This is a genomic window from Plastoroseomonas hellenica, from assembly GCF_018129085.1.
GTDB lineage: Bacteria > Pseudomonadota > Alphaproteobacteria > Acetobacterales > Acetobacteraceae > Plastoroseomonas > Plastoroseomonas hellenica.
The window spans coordinates 22,006-47,732 of the sequence record NZ_JAAGBB010000045.1 but is presented as its reverse complement, the minus strand read 5'-3'; the positions used below and the strand labels follow the sequence as shown (position 1 = coordinate 47,732).

The following is a 25,727-nucleotide window of genomic DNA, read 5'->3' as shown; positions in this document are numbered from 1 at the left end:
CCAGCGCGCGCAGCGCCGGCACCTCGGCGGCGCCGGCGGCAGGTTGGCCGATCGCGGCCGTGAGCGGCGCCAGCGCCGCGGCACCGCCGGCGAAGGCGCGGATCAGCTCTGGCAGCCGGGCCATCAGCCGGTCGGTCTCGCCAGGCGTCAGGTCGCGGGCCACGCCCTGGAACGGGCTGCGGGCGCCGGTCTGGCGCAGCGCCAGCTCGCGCAGCGCCGCGCGCTGCGCCTCGATCCGCTCGACAGTCCAGGTGCCGGCGTCGAGGGTGACCGAGCCCGCCTTCACGCCGCGCGCGCGCAGCGCCGCGAGCTGTCCGATCACCGCGTGCAGCGGCGTGCCGCTCTCGCCGACGGCGGCGCGCATCGCCTCGGCATGGCGGTTGATACGTCCGCGCAGGGCCCCAAGGCGGCGCACCACCGCATCGCGGTCCGGCTTCGGGGCCGCGGGCACGGCCAGCGTCGCGCGCAACTCGTCCAGCACGGCGCGTTTCGACTGCTTCTCGCTGTGCAACTCGAGGCAGGCGGGGCCGAGGCCGATCGCCGCCAGCCGGCGCTGCACCACCTCCAGCGCCGCCAGCTTCTCGGCGACGAAGAGCACGCTGCGCCCGTCGAGCACCGCCTGCGCCAGGATGGTCGCGATGGCCTGGCTCTTGCCCGTGCCGGGCGGGCCCTGGATCACGAGGTGGCCGCCGCGCCTGACCGCCTCCACCGCCAGCGCCTGGCTGCCGTCCATGTCCATCACGTGGTCCAGCCGTTCCACCGGGATCGCGGCATCCACGTCGGTGTCGTCCGCGAAGGCCGGCGCCTCGCTGGCCAGCACCTCGCCGCCGACCAGGGCGCGGACGATCGGATGTGTCGCGAGTCCCGGATTGGCGGCGGGATCGAGATCGCGCCACATCAGGAACTTGGCGAAGGAGAAGAGGCCGAGCGCCAGCGCATCCGCCTCCACCCGCCAATGCTCGCGCTGCCCGATCGCGGTGGCGACCGCTTCCGCCCACTTGGTCGGGTCATAGGCCTCGGGGTCGAATTCGGGCAGGGCGACGCGGAACTGGGTCTGCAGCATCTCGCGCAGCGACAGGTTCTCCGCGGCCTCGACCACATCGGCGCGGAGGCGGAAGACCTGCGACACGCCCTCCCGCTCCAGCACCACCGGCAGCAGGGCGAGGGGGGCGAGGCGTTCGGTCTCCGGCGTGCCGGGGTCGCGCCAGGCGAGCGCGCCGAGAGCCAGATAGAGGGTCGCGATGCCGGTTTCCTCCCGCGCCGTGCGGGCATCGGCGATGATGTCGCGGAGCCGGCGCGCGAGATCGGCGGACGGCATCCGCACGCGGAGCCTGGTGTCGGACTGCGCCGCCTCCCGGGTCGCGGCGGCATCCGCGGTGCCGACGCCATCGGCCTTCGGGGTGGCGCGCCTGCGGCCGCCGCGCCGAGGCTTGGCAGGCGCGGCCGCGGGCATCGCCTCCTCGGCAGGTGCGGAGGGGGCGGGCGGCTCGGTCGCCGCGGCTTCGGCCATTGCTTCGAAGGTGAAGGCGCGGCCGTCCTTCAGTGCAGCGAGCACGAAATCCGCATCCTCATCGTCGAAGATGACGACCCCACGCGACCGCCCGGGCTTCGGCAGCGCCAGCAGCCGGTTGCGCGTCGAGAGGGCGAGCAGGCCACGCCGGGCCTCCTGCAAGGCGGTGGCGAGGTCGGCCATCTAGATCTCCTCCGCTATGCCGAGCAGGCGGCGCAAACGCAGCTCCTCCAGGTCCAGCTCCTGGCCGATCCGATGCAGGATCTCGTCGTCCAGACCATCCTCGGCGTGATGACGCACCAGGCGGTCGCGGCCATGTCGCAGCGCCTGCAGCCGCAGTTGCAGCCGCGCCGTGCGCTCGGCGGCGACGGCACCCTGGCCGATGCCGTCGAGCAGCCGGACCCGGTCCCGGTATTCCGGCATGATGTCGCGGGCGATGGCGCCGTCCAGCGGGTCATCGGCATGCGCGACCAGCTTGGCGAGCGAGGCCTGCGCCACCAGGGTGCGGGCCGCCGCCTCGTCCCAGGGCATGGTGGTGCTGCGCTTCTCCTCGATGCGCAGACGCCGGATCACCCAGCCGAGCGTGGTGCCCTGCAGCACCAGGGTCGCGAGGATGGCGCAGAAGGCGAGGAAGACCAGCAGGTCGCGCGCCGGGAAATCGAGCGGCAGCGCCAGCGCCGCAGCGAGCGAGACGACGCCCCGCATGCCGGCCCAGCAGATCACCACGGTATGGCTCCAGGGTGGCAGCGGCTCCCGGTGGCGCATGGCCGGGATCAGCCGCAACAGCCAGCTCGCGGGCACGACCCACAGGAAGCGCGAGACGATCAGCACCGCGGAGAGCAGCAGCGCGAGGCCGATCAGCGTCGCCGCGGTATAGCCCTCGATGCGGTCCAGGATGGCATTGAGCTGCAGCCCGATCAGGATGAAGACGAGGCTGTTGAGGATGAATTCGATGAAGCCCCAGACCGCGCGCGCCGCTTGCCGCGTATTCGCCGAGAGATCCCGGTAGGCGGCGCGGCCGAGCACCAGGCCCGCGGTCACCACCGCCATGACGCCCGAGGCATGCACCGCCTCGGCGGCGAGGAAGACCGCGAAGCAGATGACGAAGGTCGCCGCGACCTCCAGAAGTGTGTCGCGCAGGCGGGGGATGGCCCAGACCGCGGCGCGGCCGCCGAGCCAGCCGATGGCGATGCCGCCGGCGCCCACCACCACGAAGGCCGCCGCCGCTTCCCAGGGGCTGAAGGCGGTGGCCATGGCAGCGACGGCGAAGCGGTAGAGCACCAGCGCGGTCGCGTCGTTGACCAGGCTCTCGCCCTCCAACACCGTGACGATGCGGCGCGGGATGCGCAGGCGCTGGAGGATGGAGGTCGCGGCCACCGCATCCGGTGGTGCCACGATGGCGCCGAGCGCGATCGCCGCGGCCCAGGGCAGGTCGGGGATCATCCATTTGGCGACGGCGCCGATGCAGAGCGCCGTGAACAGCACCGCGCCGACCGCGAGGAAGAGGATCGGGCGCAGGTTGTGGCGGAATTCCCGCCAATCCGTGCGGAAGGCGCTGCCCTGCAGTAGCGGCGGCAGGAAGAAGGCCAGCGCGATCTGCGGATCGAGCTCCACCTGCGGGATGCCGGGGATGAAGGCGATTGCCATGCCGCCGAGCACCAGCATCACCGAATAGGGCAGGCGGGTGCGGCGGGCGATCAGCGCGAAGCCGATGCACGCCGCGATCATGGCCAGGACGGCTTCGACGATCGGCATGGCCCTGTGTGCCCGAAATCGCGGCGCCTAGGAAAGCGCAGGCCTGCGACGTCCCCCGATGGTCGCGATCCGTCCCGGCGCCTGCTTCAGCATCATCGTCACCTCGCTCAGCGTTTGTGCGCGCAGCAGATCGGCCTGGGCGCCGCGAAGGCGTTCAGGACCGCCCGTAGGTGTCCTCGAAGCGCACGATATCGTCCTCGCCGAGATAGCTGCCGGACTGCACCTCGATCAGCACCAGGGGGATCATGCCCGGGTTCTCCATCCGGTGGATGCAGCCGAGCGGCAGGTAGACGCTCTCGTTCTCGCGCAGCAGGATCTCCTCGGCGTCGCGGCGGACGATGGCGGTGCCGCTCACCACCACCCAGTGCTCGGCGCGATGGAAATGCTTCTGGAGGGAGAGCTTGGCGCCGGGGCGGACGGTGATGCGCTTGACCTGGAAGCGCTCGCCGCGGACCACACCCTCATAATGGCCCCAGGGGCGGTAGGCGCGGCGATGTTCGGTCGCCTCGCTGTGACCGGCGCGCTTCAGGCGCTCGACCAGGATCTTCACGTTCTGCGCCTGGTCGCGATGCATGGCGAGCACCGCATCGTCGGTGACCACCACCACGGCGTCCTTCAGGCCGACCACGCCGGTCAAGATGCCCTCGCTGCGCACCAGGCAGCGTTCGGCACCAACCAGCTCGACCGGACCTTCGGCGACATTGCCTGCCTCGTCCTTCGGCCGCACTTCCCAGAGCGCCGACCAGGAGCCGAGGTCGGACCAGCCGATATCGGCCGGCACCACCGCGGCGTGGCTGGTGCGCTCCATCACCGCGTAGTCGATCGAAATGGCGGGGGAGGCGTTGAAGGCTTCGGCATCGAGGCGGACGAAGTCGAGGTCCCGCTTGGCGCGGGCGACTGCCTCGCGGGCGGCGGCCAGCAGGTCCGGGACGTGGATCGCCAGCTCGGCGATCAGCGTCGCCGCGGTCGCGACGAACATGCCGGAATTCCAGAGGTGCCGGCCATCGGTCGCGAAGCCGGCGGCGGTCGCGGCATCCGGCTTCTCGACGAAGCGCGCGATCGCCTGCACGCCGTCGAGCCCCGGCAGGGCGGCGCCGGCCTCGATATAGCCATAGCCTGTCTCGGGTGCGGTCGGGCGCATGCCGAAGGTGACGATCAGCCCGGTACGGGCGGCGGCCGCGGCGCGCTCCAGCGCGGCGTGGAGGGCAGGGACGTCCTCGATCGCGGAATCGGCGGCCATCAACCAGAGTAGGGTGTCCGCCCCCTCGCTCTCCTCGGCGAGGAGGGCTGCGGCCGCGATGGCCGGGGCGCTGTTGCGCGGCGCGGGCTCCAGCACGATGCGGGCGCCGGCCAGGGCGCGGAGCTGTTCGGCGACCAGGAAGCGGTGCGCCTCGTTGCAGACGACCATGGGGGGCAGGAAGCCGGGTCCGGCGGCGCGGAGCGCCGTCTCCTCCAGCATCGGCCTGGCGGAGACCAGGGGCCAGAACTGCTTCGGGTAGCTCTCCCGCGAGAGCGGCCAGAGGCGGGTGCCGGACCCGCCCGAAAGGATGACTGGAAGAATCAGGGGGGCCGCCTGAGCCATGGTGACGCCTTGTCGTTGACTGACCGGAAGATGCTGCGAGCGCGAGGCTAAGGGAAGATGCTCCGGAATCACAAACCACCCCGCGCGGTCGGCGCGGGGCGGTTCGCTATTCAAGAGCCCTCAAACGCTGGGCGGGGCACATCCGTGCCCTTGGCGTTGTGCGGACAGCACGCCTCCGGCGTGACGCCGGACTACCGGCGGGCCGCATTCGCGGCCTCGGATCGGTAAAGCGACCGATCCGCAGCTTTGCGGCGCGCCGCCGGGAGCTTCCCGGCGGCGATGGGGGGTTACTCGGCCAGGGCCTTGTCCTTGCCCTTGCGCAGGCTGGGCAACGCCATCGCCAGGATGGCGACGGCACCGATGCCGAGCATGGTGGCGCTGATCGGGCGCTCGATGAACACCGTCGCGTCGCCGCGCGAGAGCAGCATGGCGCGGCGCAGGTGCTCTTCCATCATCGGGCCGAGCACGAAGCCGATCAGCAACGGCGCCGGCTCCATCCGCAGCTTGCTGAAGATGTAGCCGAGAATGCCGAAGATCACCGTCTGGTAGACGTCGAAGACGTTGTTGTTCAGCGAATAGACGCCAATCGCGCAGAACACCAGGATCGACGGGTAGAGGTACTTGTAGGGGACCTGGAGCAGCTTCACCCACATGCCGATCATCGGCAGGTTGATGACCAGGAGCATCAGGTTGCCGATCCACATCGACGCGATCAGGCCCCAGAACAGGTCCGGCTGCGCCTCGACCATGCGCGGCCCCGGCTGGATGCCCTGGATGATCAGCGCACCGACCATCAGCGCCATCACGGCGTTGGCCGGGATGCCGAGGGTCAGGAGCGGGATGAAGGAGGTCTGGGAGGCGGCGTTGTTGGCCGATTCCGGACCTGCCACACCCTCGATCGCGCCATTGCCGAACTGGGCGCGGCCGCGGGAAACCTTCCGCTCCATCATGTAGGAGCCGAAGGAAGCGAGGGATGCGCCGCCGCCCGGCAGGATGCCGAGCAGTGAGCCGACAACTGTGCCGCGCAGCACCGCCGGGGTCGCGCGACGGAACTCCTCCTTGGTCAGGAAGAGGCTGCCGACCTTCTGGGTCAGGACGCTGCGCGCTTCCGGCCGCTCGAGGTTCAGGATGATCTCGGCGATGCCGAACATGCCCATGGCGATCGAGACGAAGCCGATGCCATCGGACAGTTCCGGCACACCGAAGGTGAAGCGCTGCTGCCCGGTCTGCACGTCGGTGCCGACCAGGCCGAGCGCCACGCCGAAGACCACCATGCCGATCGACTTCAGCACCGAACCCTGCGCCAGCACGGCCGAGATGATCAGGCCGAGCAGCATCAGGGAGAAGTAGTCGGCCGGGCCGAAGGAGAGCGCGATTGAGGTCAGCAGCGGGCCCGAGGCGGCGACCAGGATGGTCGCGACGGTGCCCGCGAAGAAGGATCCGAGGGCCGCGATGGTCAGCGCCGCGCCGGCGCGGCCATTGCGCGCCATCTTGTAGCCCTCGAGCGTCGTGACGACCGAACTGACCTCACCTGGCAGATTGAGCAGGATGGCCGTGGTCGAGCCGCCATACTGGGCGCCGTAATAGATGCCGGCCAGCATGATGATGGCGGTGGTCGCCGGCTGGCCGAAGGTGATCGGCAGCAGCAGCGAGATGGTGGCGACCGGACCGATGCCCGGCAACACACCGATCGCCGTGCCGATGAGGCAGCCGAGCAGGGCGAAGAGCAGATTGTCGATCGTGAGCGCCACGCCGAAGCCGTGGCCCAGGTTCTGGAGCAGCAATTCCATGGGGTCTTTTCCTTATCCTTCGGCCCGGATCAGAGGAACTGCGGCCAGACGGGAACGCGGATATCCAGTTCCTTGATGAACACCCACCAGCAGAGTGCGCAGAGGAAGATGATCATACCGATGACCCCCTTGGGGCGATGGTCGGGGTCGGCGAGGGAGGCGACGACGATGCAGCCGACCAGCGCCAGCATGAGGCCGAACTGCTCCAGCATCAGCCCGAAGAGCGCGAAGCCCGCATGCACCAGTCCGAGCGGGCGCCATCCCGGCGCGACCGCGAGCACCACGCAGCCCACGAACATCGCGCTGCCGAGCACGTAGTAGTTGCCGGTGAAGAGCTTCAGCGCATCGAAGACGAAGTAGGTGATGAAGAAGACCGCGATCGCGAGCGGCACCGCCAGGATCTCGAGCTTGGTCCACTTGTCCAGAGGGTTCGGCCCGCTGAACAGCGCGATCAGGAACACTGCGAGGCCGAGGCCGCCCAGGATCCAGAAGGTGAGCATCGGCATGTAGCCGGGCCCCATGCGGCGGGCGTTGCCCAGCGCATGTTCCTGGTTCAGCCAATAGCCCACCACCGCGAGCAGGATCAGGATCGCGCCCGAAAGCAGATCCTTCGTATTGATCTTCATGCCAGTCCCCTCATCACGAGACGTAACCCGCCCCTGCCTAGAAACCTTGTTGCAATCACCCTGCCTCGGCGCCGGAGGCCTTCACCACCGGCGCCCAGCGGGCGAATTCCGCTGCGACGAAGCGGCCATAGGCCGCCGCATCCATATCGCCCGGCGTGCCGCCGAACTCGGCGAAGCGGGCTCTGACCTCCTGGGTCGCGAGCACCGCGCGGATCTCCGCGTTCAGCCGTGCGACCACCGCGGCGGGCAGGCCGGCCGGGCCCGAGATGCCAAACCAGGAGGTGCTGACGATGTCGAGCCCCTGTTCGCGAAAGGTCGGCACCTCCGGGAAGCCTGGGTGACGCGTTTCGGACGACATCGCGATGGCGCGCACCGAGCCTTGCCGGACATGGGCTGCCGCAGAAGGCAGGCTGTCCGACATCGCCGGCACCTCGCCGGCGATCACCGCCGTCATGGCCGGGCCGGCGCCGCGATAGGGCACATGGTTCAGCGAGACGCCCGCCACCTGTGCGAGCTGCACGATCAGCAGATGGTTCGAGGAGCCGGCGCCGGAACTCGCGACATCGAGCCCGCCGCGCTGCGACCGGGCCCGCTGCAGCAGTGCCGCCACATCGGCGATGCCGGAGCGGAGATTGGCGACCCAGACGGACGGATTGGATGTGACCAGCGCGATATGCGTGAAATCGCGCACGGGATCGTAGCGGACGGCGCCGGTGGGATAGAGGCTCGGGCTGATCGCGTGGCTCGCGATATTCGACATAACCAGCGTGTAGCCATCGGCCGTGGAGCGCGCCACCGCTTCGCTGCCCACCATCGCCCCGGCGCCGGGGCGGTTCTCCACCACCACGGTCTGGCCGAGACGCTCGCCCAGGCCCTGCGCGACCAAGCGCGCGGTCAGGTCAGTGGTGCCGGCGGGCGCGAAGGGCACGATGAGGCGGAGCGGCTGGGCGGGAAAGCCGGCCTGCGCGCGCGCGGCACCAGGCAGGAGCGTGATAGCGCCCATGCCTGCAATGACTCCCCTGCGTTGCACCAGCCCGACCCTGGCCCCCACCGAACGCGCTCCTCCCTCTGGATACGGCTGCTAAGGTGAGGGGGGTATTGCATGGCGTTTCGTACGCGATCAAGCCATCTGCATTGTCATGGAGTCATCTTCACTTAAGTTGGCTGCACGAAAATTGCGCAGCCGCCCCGAAAGGCACCCATGTTGATCAACGATCCCGAGCGCGCGTTGCGCGACGCAGCCGCTGCCCTGGAGACGCATCTCGTCGCACTGCGCCGCAGCATTCATGCCCAGCCGGAACTGGCCTTCCAGGAGACCCGGACGGCCGGCATCGTCGCCGATGAGCTGGCGCGGCTGGGCATCCCGTGCCGCACTGGCGTCGGTGGCACCGGCGTGGTCGGCACCATCGCCGGCGGCCGTCCCGGACCGGTGCTGGCGATCCGCGCGGACATGGATGCGCTGCCGATCCAAGAGGAAACCGGGCTATCCTTCGCTTCCGAGGTCGCGGGCCAGATGCATGCCTGCGGACACGATATCCATACCGCAACACTGCTGGGCGTCGCCGCCGTCCTGAAGGATCTGGCGCCGCAACTCGCTGGCAGCGTGCGGCTGATATTCCAGCCAGCGGAAGAGATTCTGGAAGGCGCGGCAGCAATGATCGCCGATGGCGCGGGCGAGGGGATCGATCTGGCGCTCGGCTTTCACAACGCGCCGGACCAGCCGGTGGGCCGCTTCGGCTTCACGCGCGGCGCGGCGCTGGCGGCCTCCGACAGTTTCGATGTCGTCATCCAGGGCAAGTCGGGCCATGCGGCGCACCCTTACGCGGCGGTCGATCCGATCGTCGCCGCTGCGGCCTTCGTCTCTCAGGTGCAGACGGTGGTGAGCCGCGAGGTGAAGCCGGTCCATCCGGCGGTCGTCACCATCGGGCAGTTCGCCGGCGGCACCACCTACAACATCATCCCGGAGCGGGTGCACCTGAAAGGCACCGTCCGCACGTTGCACGCTGCGGCACGCGACACGGCGGAAGCCGCAATTCGCCGCCTGCTCGGCGGCATCGAGCACGGCATGCGGGTGCGGGTGACGATTGACTACAACCGAAAGGTGCCGCCCCTGGTCAATGACGACCGGGTGCTGGAGCCGGCGCTGGCCGCGGTGCGCAAGCAGTTCGGGGATGTGGTGGATGGTGGCGACCCTTCGATGGGCGCCGAGGATTTCTCCCAGTTCGCGGCGATCGCGCCGGCCTTCCACCTGCGCGTCGGCGCCGGACAGCCTGGGCGCGACGACCGGCTGCACAACGCGCATTACCAGCCGGACGAACGCAGCATCGGGCTTGGCGTGCAGGCGCTGTCGCGCATCGCGCTGGACCTGCTGGCATGACGCCGCACCGCATCGCCGAGGCCCGTGCGCCGGAGGTTGCCGCCCGGCTGGCGGCGGGGGCGGCGGTGCTGCTGCCGATGGGCAGCACCGAAACCCATGGGCCGGCTCTGCCGATGGGCGACTACCTGATCGCGGAGGCGATCGCCGAGCGCATCGCGATCGCCGTCGCGGCCGCCGGCGACGACGCGCTGGTGGCGCCGGCGATCCCCTATGGCGGGGAGGATTTCTTCGCGGGTGTCCCGGGCGGCGTCTCCCTGACCAATGAGGTGCTGCAGGCGGTCGTGACGCAGATGGCGGAAGCCTTCCTACGCAATGGTGCCCGCCGTATCCTGGTGGTGAATGGCCATGGCGGCAGCATCGCGGCGATCGAGGCTGCCGCTCGCGCGCTGCGTGCGAAGCACGGCGTCGTCGTCCCGACATTGCACCTCTGGAAGGTCGCCGGTCCCTGGCAGGCGGCGCTCGGTGGCGACCCGGCGGCACTCGGTCACGGCGGCGACCCGGTGGCATCGGTCGCCCTGCACCTGTTGCCCGATCTCTGCCGGCCGGGGGCGGCACGCGCCCGCGCGCCCGCGACGCCTTTTCTCGGCCTGCCGGTGACCGGCTTCGGCACCGTCGCCTGTGGCGGCGCCGAATTCGCGGTGCCGATCGAGGTCGGGGAGATCGCGGAGGGCGGCGTGCAGGCGGCCGATCCCCGCGGCGCCAATGCCGCGCACGGCGCGCGCATAACCCAGCGCCTGGTGGATGCCGGGGCTGCCATGCTGGCCGCGATGCGGGGGGCCACCCTGGCGTGACGGCGCTGACCCGGCCATGATGCTGGGGCCAGAACGTTCTGGCCATGCGAACATCGTCGCGGTTCGGATTGCAAGCAACCGAACCGATCCGCCTGGGAGCCCTTCATGCATCGTCGTCATTTCCTTCGCGCCGCCATCGCGCCGACCCTGCTCGCGCCCGTGCTGGCGGCCTGCCGGCAGGCGCCGCTGGTCGCGGTCAGCGGTGCTGAATTCATCGGCAGCGCGACTGAGATCCAACGCAGCGAGCAGATTCGCCGCGCCGGCATCGGCCTCGGCTGGACGATGCAGGAGGTGCGGCCGGGCCTGGTCCGCGGCACGCTCAACCTGCGCAGCCATCAGGCGGTCGTCGACATCGCCTATGATCTACGGCGCTTCACCATCGCTTATGTGGACAGCACCAACCTCAACCGCTCCGGCGAGATGATCCACCCGAACTACAATAGCTGGGTGCAGCGGTTGCAAAACGCGATCGTCGCCCAATCAACTTGATTATCGCGCAATCGACCTGAGGACCAGCAGCATGCGAATCTGTGTCTATGGGGCCGGCGCCATCGGCGGCCATCTCGCGGGGCGGCTCGCGAAGGGCGGCGCCGATGTCTCCGTGATCGGACGCGGTGCGCATCTGGAGGCGATCCGGGAGCGCGGCCTGACCGTGCGCGCGAAGGACGGGGAGTTGTTCAGCCGCCCGCGCGCCGCGACGCGCGCCGATGAGCTCGGGCCGCAGGATGCGGTGATCGTCACCGTGAAGGCGCCGGCGCTGCCGGCGGTCGCGGCTGGCATCGCGCCGCTGCTGGGGCCGGAAACGGCGGTCGCCTTCGTCATGAACGGCATCCCCTGGTGGTATTTCGACCGCCATGGCGGGCCGATGGACGGGCGCCGGCTGCCGGCGATCGATCCAGGGGATGCGCTGCGCCGCGCGATCGGCGTCGAACGCACGATCGGCGGCGTGGTCTATTCCGCGTGCCATGTGGAGAGCCCGGGCGTCGTCGTCTCCGAGCACGGCGATATCCGCGTCATCCTGGGCGAGCCGGACGGCAGCCTCTCGGCGCGCGCCCAGGCGATCGCGGCGCCGATGGAAGCGGGCGGCATGCCCTGCCCGGTGGTCGCCGATATCCGCAACCGGGTCTGGGCCAAGCTGATGGGCAATCTGACCACCGGCCCGCTCTGTCTGCTGTCGCGGCGCGACATGAAGGTGACGCTGGCCGACCCGGTGCTGCGCGCCACCGCGGTGCGGCTCGCCGATGAGGGGGCGGCGATCGCCGCCGCACTCGGCCAGGATCTCGGCAATGCCTCGGAACAGCGCGTCGCGCGGATGACCAACACCGCGCACAAGCCCTCCATCCTGCAGGACCTGGAGCTCGGGCGGCCGATGGAGATGGAGGCGCTGCTGCTGGAGCCGCTGCGCCTGGCGCGTGAACTCGGCGTTCCCACACCGACGCTGGAACTGCTGGTGCACCTCGCTGCCCAGGCGGCGCAGGCGGCGGGCTGCTACCAGCGCGCCGTCGCCTGACCCTGCTTCGCCAAGGCTTCGCAGGGCCAGGGCCCTGCGGCCGGAGGCCGCCAACGGATTCTGCGGAGCGAGCGAAGCGATGCTCCGGGGCCGCGAATGCGGCCCCGCGCGCGACCGGCAGTCGTCGTCAGAGCAAACCTGACAGCGCGCAAGCCAAGCGCGCGGATGCGCGCGCCGGCGCTTGAGGCACTAAACAAACACACTTTGATACGCGAAGAGTCCGGCCTGGCCGCCGGTGTGCACGAACACGACGGTCTGGCCCTTCTTGAAGAGCCCCTTGCGGCAATGGTCGATCAGCCCGGCCATGCCCTTGCCCGAATAGACGGGGTCGAGAAGCACCGCCTCGGTCTCCGCGACCAGGCGCACCGCCTCGACCATGCCCGGGGTGGGGATGCCGTAGCCGGCGCCGACATAGCTGCAATCGGCCACCACATCCTCGCGCGGCACCGCGCCGGGGATGCCGAGCAGGTCGCAGACCGCGGTGGTCAGCTTGTAGACGTTCGCCTCCTGCGTCTCCTTCGGCGCACGCACACCGAAACCGAGCACCGGGATACCGGAGCGGAAGCCGCGGAAGCCGGCGACCAGCCCTGCCTGGGTGCCGGCCGATCCGGTCGCGTGCACCACGCTGTCGATACGAAGGCCCATCTCATTGGCCTGGGTCGCGATCTCGATCGCGCAGTTCACATAGCCCAGCGCGCCGATCGGGTTGGAGCCGCCGCCGGGAATGACATAGACGCGCTTGCCCTGCTGGGTCAGCTCCTCCGCGACCTGCTGCAGCGCCGCGTTCATGTCGGTGCCGCCGGGATAGTGGCGGGTCTTGGCGCGGTAGAGGTTGTCGAGGAAGACGTTGCCGCCGGTGAGGTAGTTCTGGTCGGGGTCCTGCACCCGGTTCTCGAACAGCAGTTCGCAGGCCAGGCCGAGTTTCGCGGCCGCGGCCGCGGTCTGGCGGGCGTGGTTCGACTGCACGGCACCCTGGGTCAGCACCGTGCCGGCGCCCTGGGCGACCGCCTCGGCCATCAGGAACTCGAGCTTGCGCGTCTTGTTGCCGCCGGTCGCGAGGCCCGTGCAGTCGTCGCGCTTGATCCAGATGTCGGGCCCGCCGAGCGCCTTGGTCAGGCGCGGCATGAATTCCAGGGGCGTGTTGGAGTGACCGAGGCGGATGCGCGGGAAGCGGGCGATGTGCATGGTTTTGGTTCCGTGTGAAGGCGGGGGGAGCCTCGCGCCGCCAGGCGCGGCCGTCAAAGGGGGGCGCCGCCAGGCGCGGCCGTCAAAGGGGGGCGCCGTCAGGCGCGGCCGTCAAAGGGGGCGGGGCAGGGCGGTCTGGCCGAGCACCCAGCCTTCGATCCGCCGTATCGCCGGATCCTCGGGCACGAAGTCAGGCCGCAGCCCGTCCAGTACCCCGATCAGGCCGAGCAGCCCGATGACGGAATCGAAGCGGTCCTCACCTGCCGCATCGGCGCCGAAGCCGAGCCGGACAGCCTCCGTCAGGGCGGGGCAAGGCGCCACCCGCCGGGCCATCATGGCGGCCTGCAGCCCCTCGGCGGCGGCGGCGCGGTCCGCCCGCACGCGCTTGCTACCGGCGAGGCGGATGCCGCAATGGCGGAGAGCCTCGGCCGGATAGACCTCAGCGATCACAGCCGTGCCGGGGGCCAGCAACGTCGCCAGCGGCCCCTCGAACGGCCAGAGCCGCAGCGGCCCGCCCGCGGCGAGCGCCGGCGCCAGCCAATCCCGCCAGGCGGCGATCGCCGCCTTGCCCGACTGGTTGGCGCCGAGCGTCCAGAACACCGGCGCCCCCGCCGGCCGCTCCGCCGTCGCGCGGTCGCAGAGGCGCGACAGGGCCGCCGCGCCGGCGAAGCCGAGTGCCGCCGCGTGCGCGGCCCGGGTCATGCCCTTGATGCCGCGCACCGGGTAGAAGGGGCGGCCGAGCGCCAGCCCGTCGAGCCCGGCATTCACCGTGAAGAAGCCGGGGCTGGCCGCGAGGCCGCGCAGGAAATCCGGGAAGAAGCCGATGCCCGCGGCCTCCGCATAGGCGCGCGGCACGCCGAGCGGCAGATCGAGGCCGAGCGCCAGCGGCACGCCCTCGGCCAGCAGCCGCGCCACCAGCGCCGCGGGATCGCCGACCGGCTGAGGTGCCTCAGCCCGCCAGCCGCCCGCGTCCCGGCGGGCGATGCTGACCCAGCGCTTACGCGGATCCGTGCTCCAATCGGCATGAGCCGCGATCATTGCCTGTGCCATAGTGATCGCCGAAGCCCATACAGGGAGATACCGCATGGATGCCAGCCTGAGTCCGCGCGTCGCGCGGATCGATGCCACGCACCCGGATGGCCAGTACGGCGCCATCGCGAAACTCTTCCATTGGACGACGGTGCTGCTGATCGCGGTGGCGTTGCCGGTCGGCTTCGTCATCGGGCACGTCAAGGACGAGAGCAAGATGGCCTTCTACGCCATCCATGAATCGGCCGGCCTGACCATCCTCTTCGTCGCCATCCTGCGCCTGGCCTGGCGCCAGCTCAGCCCGCCGCCGGCGCTGCCCGACCATGTGCCGGCACTGATGCGCAGGGTGGCGGCGGGCGTCCATCACGCCCTCTATGCGGTGCTGATCCTGCAGCCGATCCTCGGCTTCCTGGCCACCAATGCCTGGGGTTTCCCGCTGCAGGGCGAGACCGCCTATCTCGGCTTCATCAACCTGCCGAAATACATGGAAGCCAATGAGTGGCTGGCCGGCTGGCTGCAGACCTTCCACACCATCGTCGCCTGGACGCTGCTGGGGTTGCTCTCTGCCCATATCGGCGGCGCCTTGTTCCACCATGTGCTCCGTCGCGACGGCACCCTGCTCAGGATGCTGTAGCGGCAGCGAAGCGCTCGACGGCCGGCCGGCGCCAGGCGGTCAGATCGGCTTGTTGGCCTTTTCCAGCAGGCGGGAAAGGAAACCCGGCTTCTTCGGAGCCGCCGCTTCCGTTTGCGCGCGGGCAACCTTCGCCGCCGCGGCAGCCTCCGCCTTCTCCCGCTTCTCCTTGTCGGCGAGCCATTTGTCGAGGCTCACCCCTGCCTTGGCGGCGCGCTTCGCCTCATAGGCGCGCTGACCCTCCGTGAGCTTCCTGTCCGCCATGGCACCCTCGCGATGCCGGCCCGTCCTCGCGCCCTCGGCGCGGCCCCGGTCCAGCCAATGTCCGCGAGCAGATTCACGCCTCCGGGCGATGAGCCCTCCGACGACCTGCTCCAGGCGCGCTATCTCGCCGATGGACGGAGCCTCGGCAAGGGGGGTTGCGCGCGCCGCCGATCCTGCGAGTGTCCCGCCCCATGGAAGCGCGTGTAAAAGCAGGGCTCTGGGTCTCCATGGCAACCCGGATGTCCGACATCGCAGGCCGCCCGGCGGCGGTGCTGCGCAAGGGCGATCCCGATGCGGGGGGGATCCTCTGCGTGCTGCTCGGGCGCGGCGAAGCCGTTGTGCTGGCCCAGGTGCGGGATGCCGAAGGCCGCAGCGCCTGGATGCGCGGCACCGGCGCCGCCCCGGTCCCCGAGCCGGACGCCGAGGCCTATATCGCCCGCCAGGTCGCGCGCGACCCCGATCTCTGGGTGGTGGAGTTCGAGGCGCCCGATTTTCTTCCCCCCTTCGAGGGGAAGATTATTTAGCGGCTTTTTTGTCCTCAGACGCCGGGCGCCGCCTCCGGCGGCTTGGCTTCCGCGCTGTCAGGGCGCATTGGCACGGCAACTGTCGGTCGCGCGCGGGGCCGCATTCGCGGCCTCGGAGCATCGGCTTCGCCTCGCTCCGCAGAGATGGGTGGCGGCCTGCGGCCGCGCTTCTGATCGGGGCCAGGGCCCGCTCAGGTCAGCAGGCTGGCTGCCAGGGCCTCGATGTCCTGGGCGGCGGCGCTGCCGGGGTGCCGGGTCAGCAGCGAGGCCTGGTGGCGGATTGCGTCCTTCATCTTCGAATCCCGCCGCACCACGCCCGCGAGCGGCACGCTGCGCTTCAGGAAGGCCTCGGTGGCGCGGGTCAGCGTCGCGTGGGTGCGCGTTCCTGCGCCGGCATCGGCGGCCTGGTTGACGATGATCCGGGCATCGCCGCCCGGCGCGTCCATCGCGTGCAGCTTCAGCACGGCATAGGCGTCGGTGATGCTGGTGGGTTCATCGGTCGCCAGCACCAGCAGCGTGTCGGCCGCCGCCGCCAGCCGGCGCTGCGGCGGATCGAGCCCGGCGCCGAGATCGACGACCACCACATCCCAGAGCGTCGCCGCGCGCCGCACCAGGGCCAGCACCGCCTCGAGCGCCGCCAGCGACAGCCCGGCGAGCGCGCCGCTGCCGGAGCGCCCGGCCAGGATATCGAAGCCGCCGGCATAGCGCAGCACCGCCTGCTCCAGCACCACGCGGCCGCCGAGCACCGCGCCGAGGTCATGCAGCGGCGTCAGACCGAGCTGCACATCCACATTTGCAAGGCCGAGATCGCCATCCAGCAGCAGCACCCGTTGCCCACGCTGCGCCAGCGCATGCGCGAGCCCGATCGCGACGCAGGTCTTGCCGACGCCGCCCTTGCCGGAGGCGACGGCGAGGACGCGGCCGCCCCGGGATGGAATGGTGGGCGGCAGGACGGCGAGGGCTGGGCGCGGGGTCATGCGGCCTCCGGTGCGGCGCGGCGGGGGCCGGCGCGGAGCGCTTCGGCGAGTGAATTGGGATCGAGGGGCATCAGCCCGCCCACGACATCGGGGCCGGTGCCGGCTTCGGCGAGCGCCAGCGGTCCGGCAGCGGCGGCGGCCAGCACACCGCCGAGCCGCCGCGCGACATCGAGCCGTGTCGGGATCAGGTGCCGTGCGCCAAGGGCCGCGAAGGCGCGGGCGAGGTCGGCGGCCTCGGCGGCATCCATCCCGGCCGGCAGCACCGCGACGATCTCGGCCTCCGCCACCTGGGCGAGGCGCTTCAGCGCCACTGCCTGCACAGGGTCGAGCGGATCGCAGCCGGCGGTGTCGATCAGCACCGGCTGCCCTTCCACGCGCCGCGCCAACGCCTTGGCAAGCGTTGCCGGTGTCGGCGCCACGGCGAGCGGCAGGCCGAGCAGGCGGGTGAAGGCGGCGAGCTGCTCGGCGGCGCCGGCGCGCTGCCCATCCGCGGTCGCGACCAGTGGGGGGTGGCCGGCCATTGCCATCCGTGTAGCGAGCTTCGCGCAGGTCAGCGTCTTGCCGGCGCCCGGCGGACCGGCGAGCAGGATGGGCCTGATGCCATCGGGCAGCGGCGCGAAGACCAGGGCGCGGGCAAGCTGTTCCTCCAGCGGGCCGCCGGTCAGGCGTTGCGCCAGCCATCCCGGCGGGTTGTGGAAGCCGAGCGGCCCCTGTGGCGCCATCGCTTGGGGCGCGTCAGGCAGGATCAGCAGCGGCTCTTCCGGCTCCAGCGCGACCGTCACCTCGACCCCGCCGGCGATGCGGCGGGTCGAGAGGATGATCGCATCGGCGCCAAGCGTGGCCCGAATCTCGGCCATCGCCTCATTGATCGCTGGTGCACGGAACAGCTTCAGCCGCATGGCGCGCAACCTAGACAACAGAGATTGTACAAGCGTTACTGATCCGGCGCGCAGGGGAGCATCGGATGGACCTGGGCCGTATCCAACGCCGGGGATGCCTGCGCCTTCTCCTCGGCGCGCCGCTGGCTGGTCTGCGAATCGGCGGAGCGGCAGCGCAGGCCGGGGCGGCCCGCGACCTTATGCCAGCCTTCTGGGCGGTCCATGACCGCGCCGCCGGCGGCACCGTCGAGGAGCGCGGCCGGGCGATCGTCGAGGGCTTCTTCACCCCAGAGATCGAGGCTTATCGCGGCGCCGGCATCGGCCGTGTCGACTTCGTGCGCTGGTTGCAGGTCTTCGACCCGATGGCCGCCGCCGTCCGCCGGCTGTCCGCGCAGTTCCCGGCGCTCTGGCAGGCGCATGCGGCGCGGTTCCGCCGCGCGCTGCCGGATGCCGTGGATGATGCGCCGGTCACCATCCTGCCGTCCTTCTACTATTTCGACGCCCGTGTCCGGATGTGGCGCGACCGCATCGTGCTGTTCGTTGGCCTGGACGGCGTGGTCAGGCTGCACGGCGCGGACGCCGATCTCGGCATCCTGCTCGACCATGAATCCTTCCATCTCTACCACCATCAGGTGAACCCGACGCTGCTCCTGCCGGCGGGCGACCCGCTCTGGCTCGGTATCTGGAAGGAAGGGCTCGCCGTACATGCCAGCGCAGTGCTGAACCCGGATGCCACGCGCCTTCGCGTGCTGCTCGGCGATGCGGCCCTGGCGGCGATCGGGCCGGAGGTGATCGCACGCGTCGCGGCAGAGCTGCCGCCGGTGCTCGGCGCGACCGCCAATGCGACGCGGGCCCGCTACCTCGCTTATGACTACCGCGGCGACATCCCGGCGCGCAGCGGCTATGTGCTGGGCTGGGTGATCGCACAGCGCGCCGCGGCGCAGGGACGGGACCTCGCTGCGCTGGCGCGTCTGCCGGCTACCGAGGCCGAAGCCCTGACCCGGCGCGAGATCCTGGCGCTGGCGCGCTGAGCGCCTACAGGCTGCCGATGGTGCGGATACGGGCGCGCGGGTGGATCTCGGTCTGCGCCAGGACCGTGGTCGATGGCCGGAACCGCTCCACGATGGCTCGCACATGGGCGCGGATACCGGAGGAGCAGACCAGCACCGGCTGCTCCCCTTGCGCGGTCGCGGCGTCGAAGAGATCGCGCACGCGCTGCATGAATTCGCCGAGGCGCGATGGCGCGATGGCGAGCTGCCGCTCCTCCGGCGGACCGACCAGGGCTTCCGCGAAGGCGGTCTCCCATTCGACGCCGAGCGTGATCATCGGCACGTAGCCGCCTGGCCCCCGCGCCTGGTCGGTGATCTGCCGCGCCAGCCGCGCCCGCACGATGGCGGTGATGGATTGCACCGCTCGGGCGCCGCCGGCGCAGGCTTCCTGGATGCCCTCCAGCACTGTCGGCAGGTCGCGGACCGACACACGCTCGGCCAGCAGGGCCTGCAGCACGCGCTGGACGCTGCCGAGGCTGATCTGGGCCGGCACCAGGTCCGAGACCAGCTTCTGCTGCTCGCGCGGCAACTCGTCGAGCAGCTTCTGCGTCTCCGCGAAGGAGAGCAGCTCGGCCATGTTCTCCCGCACCAGCTCGGTCAGGTGGGTCGCGATGACACCCGCGCAATCGACGACCGTGGCGCCGCGCGACAGCGCCTCCTCCCGCTTCGTCTCCTCGATCCAGAGGGCGGGCAGGCCAAAGGTCGGTTCCACCGTGCGGTGGCCGGGCAGATCCTGGATGGCGTTGCCGGGGTCGATCGCCAGCAGCATCGGCGGGCGAAGCTGGCCGCGCCCGACCTCCACTTCCTTCAGCCGGATCACATAGGTGTCGGGCGGGAGCTGGAGATTGTCCTGCACGCGCACGGAAGGCAGCACGAAGCCCATCTCCGTCGCGATGGCGCGGCGCAGCCCGCGGATCTGCTCGGTGAGCCGCGGCGCCTCCCCGGCGGCGAGCGAGAGCAGGCCATAGCCGAGTTCCAGCCGCAGCATGTCCATGCGCATGGACTCCGCCAGCGGTGCTTCGGTGGCGGCCACAGGGGGCGGGGTGGCGAGCGCCTCCACCATCGCCGTCTCCTCGGCACGCTTGCGCCAGGCGGCATAGCCCGCGGCACCGGCCAGGCCGAAGAAGGGCAGCAGCGGCATGCCCGGCAGCAGCCCCATCAGCACCGCGCCGCCGGAGGCGAGCGCCATCGGCTTCCAGCCGGCGCCGAGCTGCCCGATCAGCGCCTTGTCGGCACTGCCCTCGGCGCTGCCCTTGGTCACCACGATGCCGGCGGCGATCGAGACCAGCAGCGCCGGGATCTGGCTGACCAGCCCGTCGCCGACCGTCAGCACGGTGAAGGTCTCGACCGCGTCGGCGAAGGGCATCCCCTGGCGCGCGACGCCGATCGCGATGCCGCCGAGCAGGTTGATGACGGTGATGATCAGGCCGGCGATCGCGTCGCCGCGCACGAATTTCGCGGCACCGTCCATGGCGCCATAGAAGCCGGTCTCCTCCTCCAGCTCCTTGCGGCGTCGCCGCGCCTCATTTTCCTCGATCATGCCGGAAGAGAGGTCGGCGTCGATCGCCATCTGCTTGCCGGGCATGGCGTCCAGGCTGAACCGCGCCGCGACTTCCGCGATGCGGCCGGAGCCCTTGCTGACCACCATGAAGTTCACGACCAGCAGGATGGCGAAGACGATGAAGCCCACCACCACGTCGCCGCCCATCAGGAAGCCGCCGAAGGCCGAGACGACATGGCCTGCCGCCTGATGCCCCTCATGCCCATGGGTCAGGATGGTGCGCGTCGTCGCGACATTGAGCGCGAGGCGCAGGAGCGTGCTCAGCAGCAGCAGTGTCGGGAAGGAGGTGAAGTCGAGCGGTCGGGCCAGGAACAGCGCGGTCATCAGGACCAGCACCGAGAGGGTGATGGAGATCGCTAGGCCGAGATCCAGCAGCACCACCGGCAGCGGCACCACCAGCACCACGAGCAGCGCGGCGACGCCGAGCGCCAGCGCCACGTCGCTGCCCGGCGTCATCCGCCCGAGCCAGCCGGGCAGCGCGATGCTCCCCATTCTAAATCAGCCCGCCGGAAGGGCTTCGGGCATGACCGTGCCCGGAGCTGGCGGGACGGGCAGGCCGGAAGCGCGATACTCGTGCAGCTTGTTGCGCAGCGTGCGGATCGAGATGCCGAGCAGCTCGGCGGCGCGGGTACGGTTGCCGAGGCAATGCGACAGCGTCTCCAGGATCAGCTCCCGCTCGACATCTTCCATCCGCCGCCCGACCAGGGCCGCGACCGGCTTGCCCGGCTTCGGCACGGACACGGCCGGGATGGCGAGCACCGGCACCGCCGTCGCCGGTTCGGCGCGTGCGGGCATGGCGGAGAGCTCGATGGCGTCGACGCCGATCACCTCGCCCCCGGCCATCAACACCGCGCGGTGGATGGCGTTCTCCAGCTCCCGCACATTGCCGGGCCAGGTGTGGCCAAGCAGCAGCTCGCGCGCATCCGGTGTGAAGTCCCGCGACGGCAGCCCGTTGGCCTGGGCGTAGCGCTGCGCGAAATGCTCGGCCAGCGGCAGGATGTCGGCCGCGCGCTCCCGCAGCGGCGGAATGCGCAGGCGGATCACATTGAGGCGGAAATAGAGATCCTCGCGGAAGCGCCCGGCGGCGACTTCCCGCGCCAGGTCGCGATTGGTCGCGGCCAGGATGCGGACGTCAATCTTGACCGGGCCGGCGCCGCCGAGGCGGTCGATCTCCCGCTCCTGGATGGCGCGCAGCAGCTTGGCTTGCAGGCGCGGGTCCATCTCGCCGATCTCGTCGAGCAGCAGGGTGCCGCCATCGGCCTGCTCAAACTTGCCGCGCCGCAGCGCAACGGCACCGGAGAAGGCGCCCTTCTCATGGCCGAAGAGCTCGCTCTCCAGCAGGCTCTCGGGCAGGGCCGCGCAGTTCAGCGCGATGAAAGCGCCGCGGGAGCGGCGGGAGGAGGCGTGGATGTGCCGCGCCAGCACTTCCTTGCCGGTGCCGCTTTCCCCGGTGATCAGGACCGAAGCATCGGCCCGGGCCAGCGTGGTGGCGCTTTCCAGCAGCCGCAGCATGGCGGCGTCGCGATGCACCGGCGCCTCCGCTCCGGCGGCGGCCGTCTGCAGCATGGCCGCGATCAGGTCGGGCTCCGGCGGCAGCGGCAGGAAGTCCTTGGCGCCGGCGCGGATCGCGCGTACCGCCGCTTCCGCATCGCTGGTGCGGCCGCAGGCGACGATCGGGCAGACGATGCGCTCGGCGACCATGCCCTGCACCAGCCAGCCGATATCATGAAGCACGTCACAGAGCACGAGGTCGGCGCCCTCGGCCCGCAGCAGCGTCAGCGCTGCCGTCACGCCCTCCGCCTGGGTCAGCCGGGCGCCGCGCGCGATGGCGATGCGGGCCGCCTGGCCGAGCTCCGCCTCCAGCGAGCCGATGATGAGCAGCCTTGCCATGGTGCTAAAGGCCGCGATCCGACTTCACGATTTCGGTCATCGTGATGCCCAGTCGGTTGTCGTCCACCATCACCACCTCGCCGCGCGCGACCAGGCGGTTGTTGACATAGATGTCGACCGCTTCGCCGAGCTTGCGGTCGAGCTCCACGACGGCGCCGCGGCCGAGCTTCAGGAGCTGGCTGACCTGCATGGTGGCACGGCCGAGCACGGCGCTGATCTGGACCGGGATATCGTAGACCGCTTCCAGTTCCCGTGCGGCGGAGCCGCTGCGGGCTTCGTCGGTCACGGCCGACACCGGTTCGAAGACATTGTCACCCGTCATGGGTCATTCTCCAGGGCGAGCCCGGCCTCGGCCAGGGCGCTGCGGATCGCGGCGCGACGCGCCGCGAGGTCGAAGGAGGCTGTGCCGCCGCGCCATTCTGCGCGCAGGTCCCCGGGCGGCTGGCGGGTATCAGGCACCACAGCCAGGCGCGGATCGGCGATGCGCGCGGCGACTGCCTCCGCCAGCTCGGGCGCAACGTGCAGCGTGACGCGCGTCTCCTGCTCCAGCAGCGGCGCCAGGCGTGCGGCGAGGTAGGCCGCGGCATCCGGGGTCGCGCGGGTGGCGGCGGCCGGCAGCGCCGCGTCGAACGCGGTGAGGACGATCCCCGCAAGGGTCCTGGCCTCCTCCCGCGCGGCATTGCCGGCGGCCTCGGTCAGCCGGGCCAGGGCGGAGGGCAGCGTGGCCAGCGCGGCCGCGATCACGGCATCCTGGGCATTCGCCACTTCCGCCAACGCCGCGGCGTGGCCTTCGGCGTGGCCTTCCTCACGCGCCACGACGCGCGCGGCCTCCATGGCCTCGGCCAGCAGCGCCGCCGGATCCGTCGGCACCGGCGGCGACGACGACCGGAAGGACGGGGCGAACCCTGTGACCGGCATGGCGCGCGAGCGCCCGGGCTCGGCGACAGGCGCCAGGCTCGAGATGGACAGGGGTGCGAAGCTGTTGCGCATATCAGGTCAACATTTCTTCGTCGCGGCCGTCGCTGAGCTGGATCTCGCCCTGTGCGGCCAGGTCCTTCGCGGTCGCGACCACGATCGCCTGCGCCTCGTCCACATCGCGCAGCCGCACCGGTCCGAGTGCCGCGATATCGTCCTTCAGCAGCTTCGCGGCGCGCTCGCTCATGTTCTTCAGGAACAGGTCGCGCAGCCGCTCGCTGGCACCCTTCATCGCCAGCGCCAGCTTGTCCTTCTCCACCGCGCGCAGCAGCACCTGGATGCCGGCGCTGTCCAGCCGCTGCAGGTCGTCGAAGGTGAACATCAGGGCGCGGATGCGCTCGGCGGCCTCCCGCGAGCGATCCTCGAGCGCGGTCAGGATGCGCGTCTCGGCGCTGCGGTCGAGGTTGTTGAAGATCTCGGCCATCATCTCGTGCGCATCGCGGCGCTGGGCGCGCGCGAGGTTCGACATGAACTCCATCTTCAGCGTGCGCTCGACGCCCTCCAGCGCCTCCTTCTGCACATTCTCCATGCGAAGCATGCGCATCACCACCTCCATGGCGGTGGCTTCGGGCAGCAGCGAGAGGACGCGCGCCGCATGGTCGGGCTTCACCTTGGAGAGCACGACGGCGACGGTCTGCGGGTATTCGTTCTTGAGGTAGTTTGCGAGCACCGTCTCGTTCACGTTGCCGAGCTTGTCCCACATGGTCCGCCCGGCCGGGCCGCGGATCTCCTCCATGATCTGGGACACGCGGTCGCGCGGCAGCGTCTTCAGCAGCATCCGCTCCGTGACTTCCCAGGAGCCGACGATGTTGCCGGTATTGCCGAGGCTGTCGGCGAATTCATGGCAAAGCGCCTCGATCTGATCGGCGGGCACCTTGCCGAGCGTCGCCATGGCGGTGGAGAGGTCGCGGATCTCATCCTCGTGCATGCGCGCGAAGAGCACCGCCGCCTTGTCGTCGCCCAGCGTCAGCAGCAGCGCTGCCGCCTTCTGCGGGCCGGTCTTGAGTTGCATCAGGACGCCTCCTCCGGTGCCATCCAGGAGCGCAGCACGGCGAGCGTCTGGTCCGGATTCTTCTCGACCAGATCATGCAGCTTCGCGATGGCGGTAAAGCGCACCTGGCCTTCAATGTTGCGCAGCGAGACGAGGTTTTCCGGGCCTTCCTCGCCGGGCGGCAGCGCCGCCATGCCGCTGCCCTCCAGCGCTCCCGCTCCGGCGGGACCGGCGATCGCGCCGGCCGCGGTCCCCGCTGCGGCACCCGCCAGCGCCGGCCGGCCGGTCATGCCGACGGCAAGGCGCTTGGCGATCGGCCGGCCGATCAGCAGGATCGCGAGCAGCGCCACCAGCGCGAAGACCAGGGTCTCCGACAGGCGCCCGAACATCGCCGGCGTGATCGGCAGGCCGAAGATCCCGGGCTCCGCCGCCGCGGGGCCTTGCGGTGGTTCGGCAAAGCGCAGGCTGACCACTTCGACACGGTCGCCGCGCTGCTCGTTGAAGCCGACAGCGCTCCGCACCAGGGAGGTCAGGCGCTGCAGCTCCTCCGGCGTGCGGTCCCGGAAGCGCGGGGCCGCGTCCTGCTGCGGCTCCCACACGCCGTCGACCAGCACCGCGACGGAGAGGCGTCGGGTGACCGGATGCTCGCGCAGGATGTTGCGCGTGGTGCGGCCGATCTCGTAGTTGATCGTCTCCTCGGACCGGTTCTCGTTGGTCTGGCTGCCGGCACCGGCGCCGGCATCGGCGCCCGGCAGGTTGTTCTGCACCGTGGTGGGCGCGTTGTCGCCGCCGCGCGAGCTCTCATTGGTCGTGCTGGTGCTGCGCGGCACCTGGTTGTCGGGGTCGAAGCGTTCTTCGGTGGTCTGCACGCGGTCGAAGTCGAGGTCGACATTCGCCTCCACCCGCACGCGGCCAGCGCCGAGGGTGCGCTCCAGCATCTCCTCCACCGCGCGGGTGATCCGGAGCTCCTGCGCGCGGCGCATCTCGTCCTGGGATTGCGCGGCAGCAGGGCCCGCCAGTGCCTGGCCGCCGCGGGCCAGCAGCTCGCCGCGGCTGTCGACGATGGAGACGTTCTGCGGCCTGAGCCCCGGCACTGCCGTCGCCACCAGGTGCAGCACCGCCTGCACGCCTTCGCGGTCCAGCCGCTGGGCACCCTGCATGGTCAGCACGACGGAGGCCTGCGCCTCGCCGCGTTCCCGCAGGAAGGCCTCGCGGCGCGGCAGCACCAGGTGCACCCGTGCGGCGCGCACGCCGGAGAGGGTGCGGATGCTGCGGACGATCTCGCCTTCCAGCGCGCGCAGGCGATTGACGTCCTGCTGGAAGGGCGTGGTGGTCAGGGATTCACTGCGGTCGAACAGCTCGTAGCCGGTGGTGCCGCCATTCGGCAGGCCTTCGCGCGCCAGCGCCAGGCGCATCCGCGGCACCATCTCCTCCGGCACCAGGATCTGGGTGCCGCCGCCGGCGATGCGATAGGGCACGCGCTGACGGTCGAGATTGGCCACCACCTGCGCCGCGTCGCGTGCCTCGAGCTCGCCATAGAGCAGCGCCATGGTCGGCTGGCCCGCGCGGAGTATCATCCAGGCGAGGAGGCCGATCAGCACGGCGCCCACGGCCGCCATCGCGCCCAGCCGCCGTGGCCCGAGCGCCCGCAGTTGCGCGATCAAACCGCCCATAGGTCACGTCCAGGCTGCACGGTTGCGCCGCTCCTTCGCGGCGGCATCCTGCCGCGCGCTGGGCAAAGCTTGCCGGGCTCGCCCCTAGCGGACGGTTAATGGGCAGATTTTGCCCGCAGGCACTGATGAGCACACCCGTCTGACGGGCGCGCCGGTCGA

General features: G+C 70.8%; 24 protein-coding genes. 7 read left to right on the top strand and 17 right to left on the bottom strand.

Features of this window, described 5'->3' with window-relative positions; translation table 11 throughout:
• The 6 genes from GXW71_RS26835 to GXW71_RS26810 form a co-directional block, all read right to left on the bottom strand.
• The coding region (locus GXW71_RS26835) for a DUF4011 domain-containing protein (protein ID WP_211855777.1) at positions 1-1,693 on the bottom strand (1,693 nt) is incomplete at its 3' end.
• Positions 1,694-3,265: a Na+/H+ antiporter gene (locus GXW71_RS26830; RefSeq protein WP_211855776.1), complete on the bottom strand. Its 1,572-nt coding sequence runs from the start codon at positions 3,263-3,265 to the stop codon at positions 1,694-1,696.
• Positions 3,266-3,419: 154 nt separating this feature from the next.
• Positions 3,420-4,847, bottom strand: coding sequence for a mannose-1-phosphate guanylyltransferase/mannose-6-phosphate isomerase (locus GXW71_RS26825; protein WP_211855775.1), 1,428 nt, complete (start codon positions 4,845-4,847; stop codon positions 3,420-3,422).
• A 287-nt stretch (positions 4,848-5,134) separates the two neighbouring features.
• A complete protein-coding gene (locus tag GXW71_RS26820; protein ID WP_211855774.1) occupies positions 5,135-6,637 on the bottom strand; it encodes a tripartite tricarboxylate transporter permease in 1,503 nt (500 codons plus the stop codon).
• Between the two features lie 29 nt (positions 6,638-6,666).
• Entirely contained in the window at positions 6,667-7,263 is a 597-nt protein-coding gene (locus tag GXW71_RS26815; RefSeq protein WP_211855773.1) for a hypothetical protein, read from the bottom strand.
• 55 nt (positions 7,264-7,318) lie between these two features.
• Complete coding sequence (locus tag GXW71_RS26810) at positions 7,319-8,266, bottom strand: Bug family tripartite tricarboxylate transporter substrate binding protein (protein ID WP_211855772.1); 948 nt, start codon at positions 8,264-8,266, stop codon at positions 7,319-7,321.
• A 198-nt stretch (positions 8,267-8,464) separates the two neighbouring features.
• Between GXW71_RS26810 and GXW71_RS26805 the strand changes: the two genes are divergently transcribed.
• The 4 genes from GXW71_RS26805 to GXW71_RS26790 all read left to right on the top strand — a co-directional run bounded on the left by GXW71_RS26805 (position 8,465) and on the right by GXW71_RS26790 (position 11,941).
• The gene (locus GXW71_RS26805; RefSeq protein ID WP_211855771.1) at positions 8,465-9,640 is read left to right on the top strand and encodes a M20 metallopeptidase family protein; all 1,176 of its coding nucleotides are present in this window, start codon (positions 8,465-8,467) and stop codon (positions 9,638-9,640) included.
• The gene (locus GXW71_RS26800; RefSeq protein ID WP_211855770.1) at positions 9,637-10,431 is read left to right on the top strand and encodes a creatininase family protein; all 795 of its coding nucleotides are present in this window, start codon (positions 9,637-9,639) and stop codon (positions 10,429-10,431) included. Before GXW71_RS26805 ends, GXW71_RS26800 begins: the two co-directional genes overlap by 4 nt.
• Positions 10,432-10,536: 105 nt before the next feature.
• On the top strand, positions 10,537-10,920 hold the full coding sequence (locus tag GXW71_RS26795; RefSeq protein WP_211855769.1) for a hypothetical protein: 384 nt from the start codon (positions 10,537-10,539) through the stop codon (positions 10,918-10,920).
• A gap of 31 nt (positions 10,921-10,951) precedes the next feature.
• A complete protein-coding gene (locus GXW71_RS26790; protein WP_211855768.1) occupies positions 10,952-11,941 on the top strand; it encodes a ketopantoate reductase family protein in 990 nt (329 codons plus the stop codon).
• A gap of 189 nt (positions 11,942-12,130) precedes the next feature.
• Here the strand turns inward: GXW71_RS26790 and cuyA are convergent, their stop codons facing one another.
• The gene (gene cuyA / locus GXW71_RS26785; protein ID WP_211855767.1) at positions 12,131-13,126 is read right to left on the bottom strand and encodes a D-cysteate sulfo-lyase; all 996 of its coding nucleotides are present in this window, start codon (positions 13,124-13,126) and stop codon (positions 12,131-12,133) included.
• A 111-nt stretch (positions 13,127-13,237) separates the two neighbouring features.
• Entirely contained in the window at positions 13,238-14,176 is a 939-nt protein-coding gene (locus tag GXW71_RS26780) for a hypothetical protein (protein ID WP_246526919.1), read from the bottom strand.
• A 34-nt stretch (positions 14,177-14,210) separates the two neighbouring features.
• Between GXW71_RS26780 and GXW71_RS26775 the strand changes: the two genes are divergently transcribed.
• On the top strand, positions 14,211-14,789 hold the full coding sequence (locus GXW71_RS26775; protein WP_211855766.1) for a cytochrome b: 579 nt from the start codon (positions 14,211-14,213) through the stop codon (positions 14,787-14,789).
• A gap of 39 nt (positions 14,790-14,828) precedes the next feature.
• On the opposite strand, the gene GXW71_RS26770 is transcribed toward GXW71_RS26775, so the two are convergent.
• Positions 14,829-15,050, bottom strand: a complete 222-nt coding sequence (locus GXW71_RS26770; protein ID WP_211855765.1) for a hypothetical protein — start codon at positions 15,048-15,050, stop codon at positions 14,829-14,831.
• A gap of 191 nt (positions 15,051-15,241) precedes the next feature.
• Between GXW71_RS26770 and GXW71_RS26765 the strand changes: the two genes are divergently transcribed.
• Positions 15,242-15,574 (top strand): DUF1491 family protein, encoded by a 333-nt coding sequence (locus tag GXW71_RS26765; RefSeq protein WP_211855764.1) that lies wholly within the window; start codon positions 15,242-15,244, stop codon positions 15,572-15,574.
• Between the two features lie 191 nt (positions 15,575-15,765).
• Here the strand turns inward: GXW71_RS26765 and GXW71_RS26760 are convergent, their stop codons facing one another.
• Complete coding sequence (locus GXW71_RS26760; protein WP_211855763.1) at positions 15,766-16,551, bottom strand: nucleotide-binding protein; 786 nt, start codon at positions 16,549-16,551, stop codon at positions 15,766-15,768.
• Positions 16,548-17,450: a flagellar biosynthesis protein FlhF gene (locus GXW71_RS26755; RefSeq protein WP_211855762.1), complete on the bottom strand. Its 903-nt coding sequence runs from the start codon at positions 17,448-17,450 to the stop codon at positions 16,548-16,550. The genes GXW71_RS26760 and GXW71_RS26755 overlap by 4 nt, the downstream gene beginning before the upstream one ends.
• Before the next feature lie 179 nt (positions 17,451-17,629).
• Here GXW71_RS26755 and GXW71_RS26750 point away from each other — a divergent pair, with 179 nt between their 5' ends.
• On the top strand, positions 17,630-18,460 hold the full coding sequence (locus tag GXW71_RS26750; RefSeq protein ID WP_211855761.1) for a hypothetical protein: 831 nt from the start codon (positions 17,630-17,632) through the stop codon (positions 18,458-18,460).
• Between the two features lie 4 nt (positions 18,461-18,464).
• On the opposite strand, the gene flhA is transcribed toward GXW71_RS26750, so the two are convergent.
• The 6 genes from flhA to fliF form a co-directional block, all read right to left on the bottom strand.
• Positions 18,465-20,531, bottom strand: a complete 2,067-nt coding sequence (gene flhA / locus GXW71_RS26745) for a flagellar biosynthesis protein FlhA (protein WP_211855760.1) — start codon at positions 20,529-20,531, stop codon at positions 18,465-18,467.
• Positions 20,532-20,537: 6 nt separating this feature from the next.
• Positions 20,538-21,929: a sigma-54 dependent transcriptional regulator gene (locus tag GXW71_RS26740; protein ID WP_211855759.1), complete on the bottom strand. Its 1,392-nt coding sequence runs from the start codon at positions 21,927-21,929 to the stop codon at positions 20,538-20,540.
• Between the two features lie 4 nt (positions 21,930-21,933).
• Positions 21,934-22,251 carry a flagellar motor switch protein FliN gene (gene fliN / locus GXW71_RS26735; RefSeq protein ID WP_211855758.1) on the bottom strand — a complete coding sequence of 106 codons (318 nt, stop codon included), beginning with the start codon at positions 22,249-22,251 and terminating at the stop codon, positions 21,934-21,936.
• The gene (locus GXW71_RS26730) at positions 22,248-22,847 is read right to left on the bottom strand and encodes a FliH/SctL family protein (protein ID WP_211855757.1); all 600 of its coding nucleotides are present in this window, start codon (positions 22,845-22,847) and stop codon (positions 22,248-22,250) included. The genes fliN and GXW71_RS26730 overlap by 4 nt, the downstream gene beginning before the upstream one ends.
• Positions 22,848-22,920: 73 nt before the next feature.
• Positions 22,921-23,916: a flagellar motor switch protein FliG gene (fliG, locus tag GXW71_RS26725; RefSeq protein WP_211855756.1), complete on the bottom strand. Its 996-nt coding sequence runs from the start codon at positions 23,914-23,916 to the stop codon at positions 22,921-22,923.
• The gene (gene fliF, locus GXW71_RS26720) at positions 23,916-25,568 is read right to left on the bottom strand and encodes a flagellar basal-body MS-ring/collar protein FliF (RefSeq protein ID WP_211855755.1); all 1,653 of its coding nucleotides are present in this window, start codon (positions 25,566-25,568) and stop codon (positions 23,916-23,918) included. Before fliF ends, fliG begins: the two co-directional genes overlap by 1 nt.
• Positions 25,569-25,727: the final 159 nt, after the last annotated feature.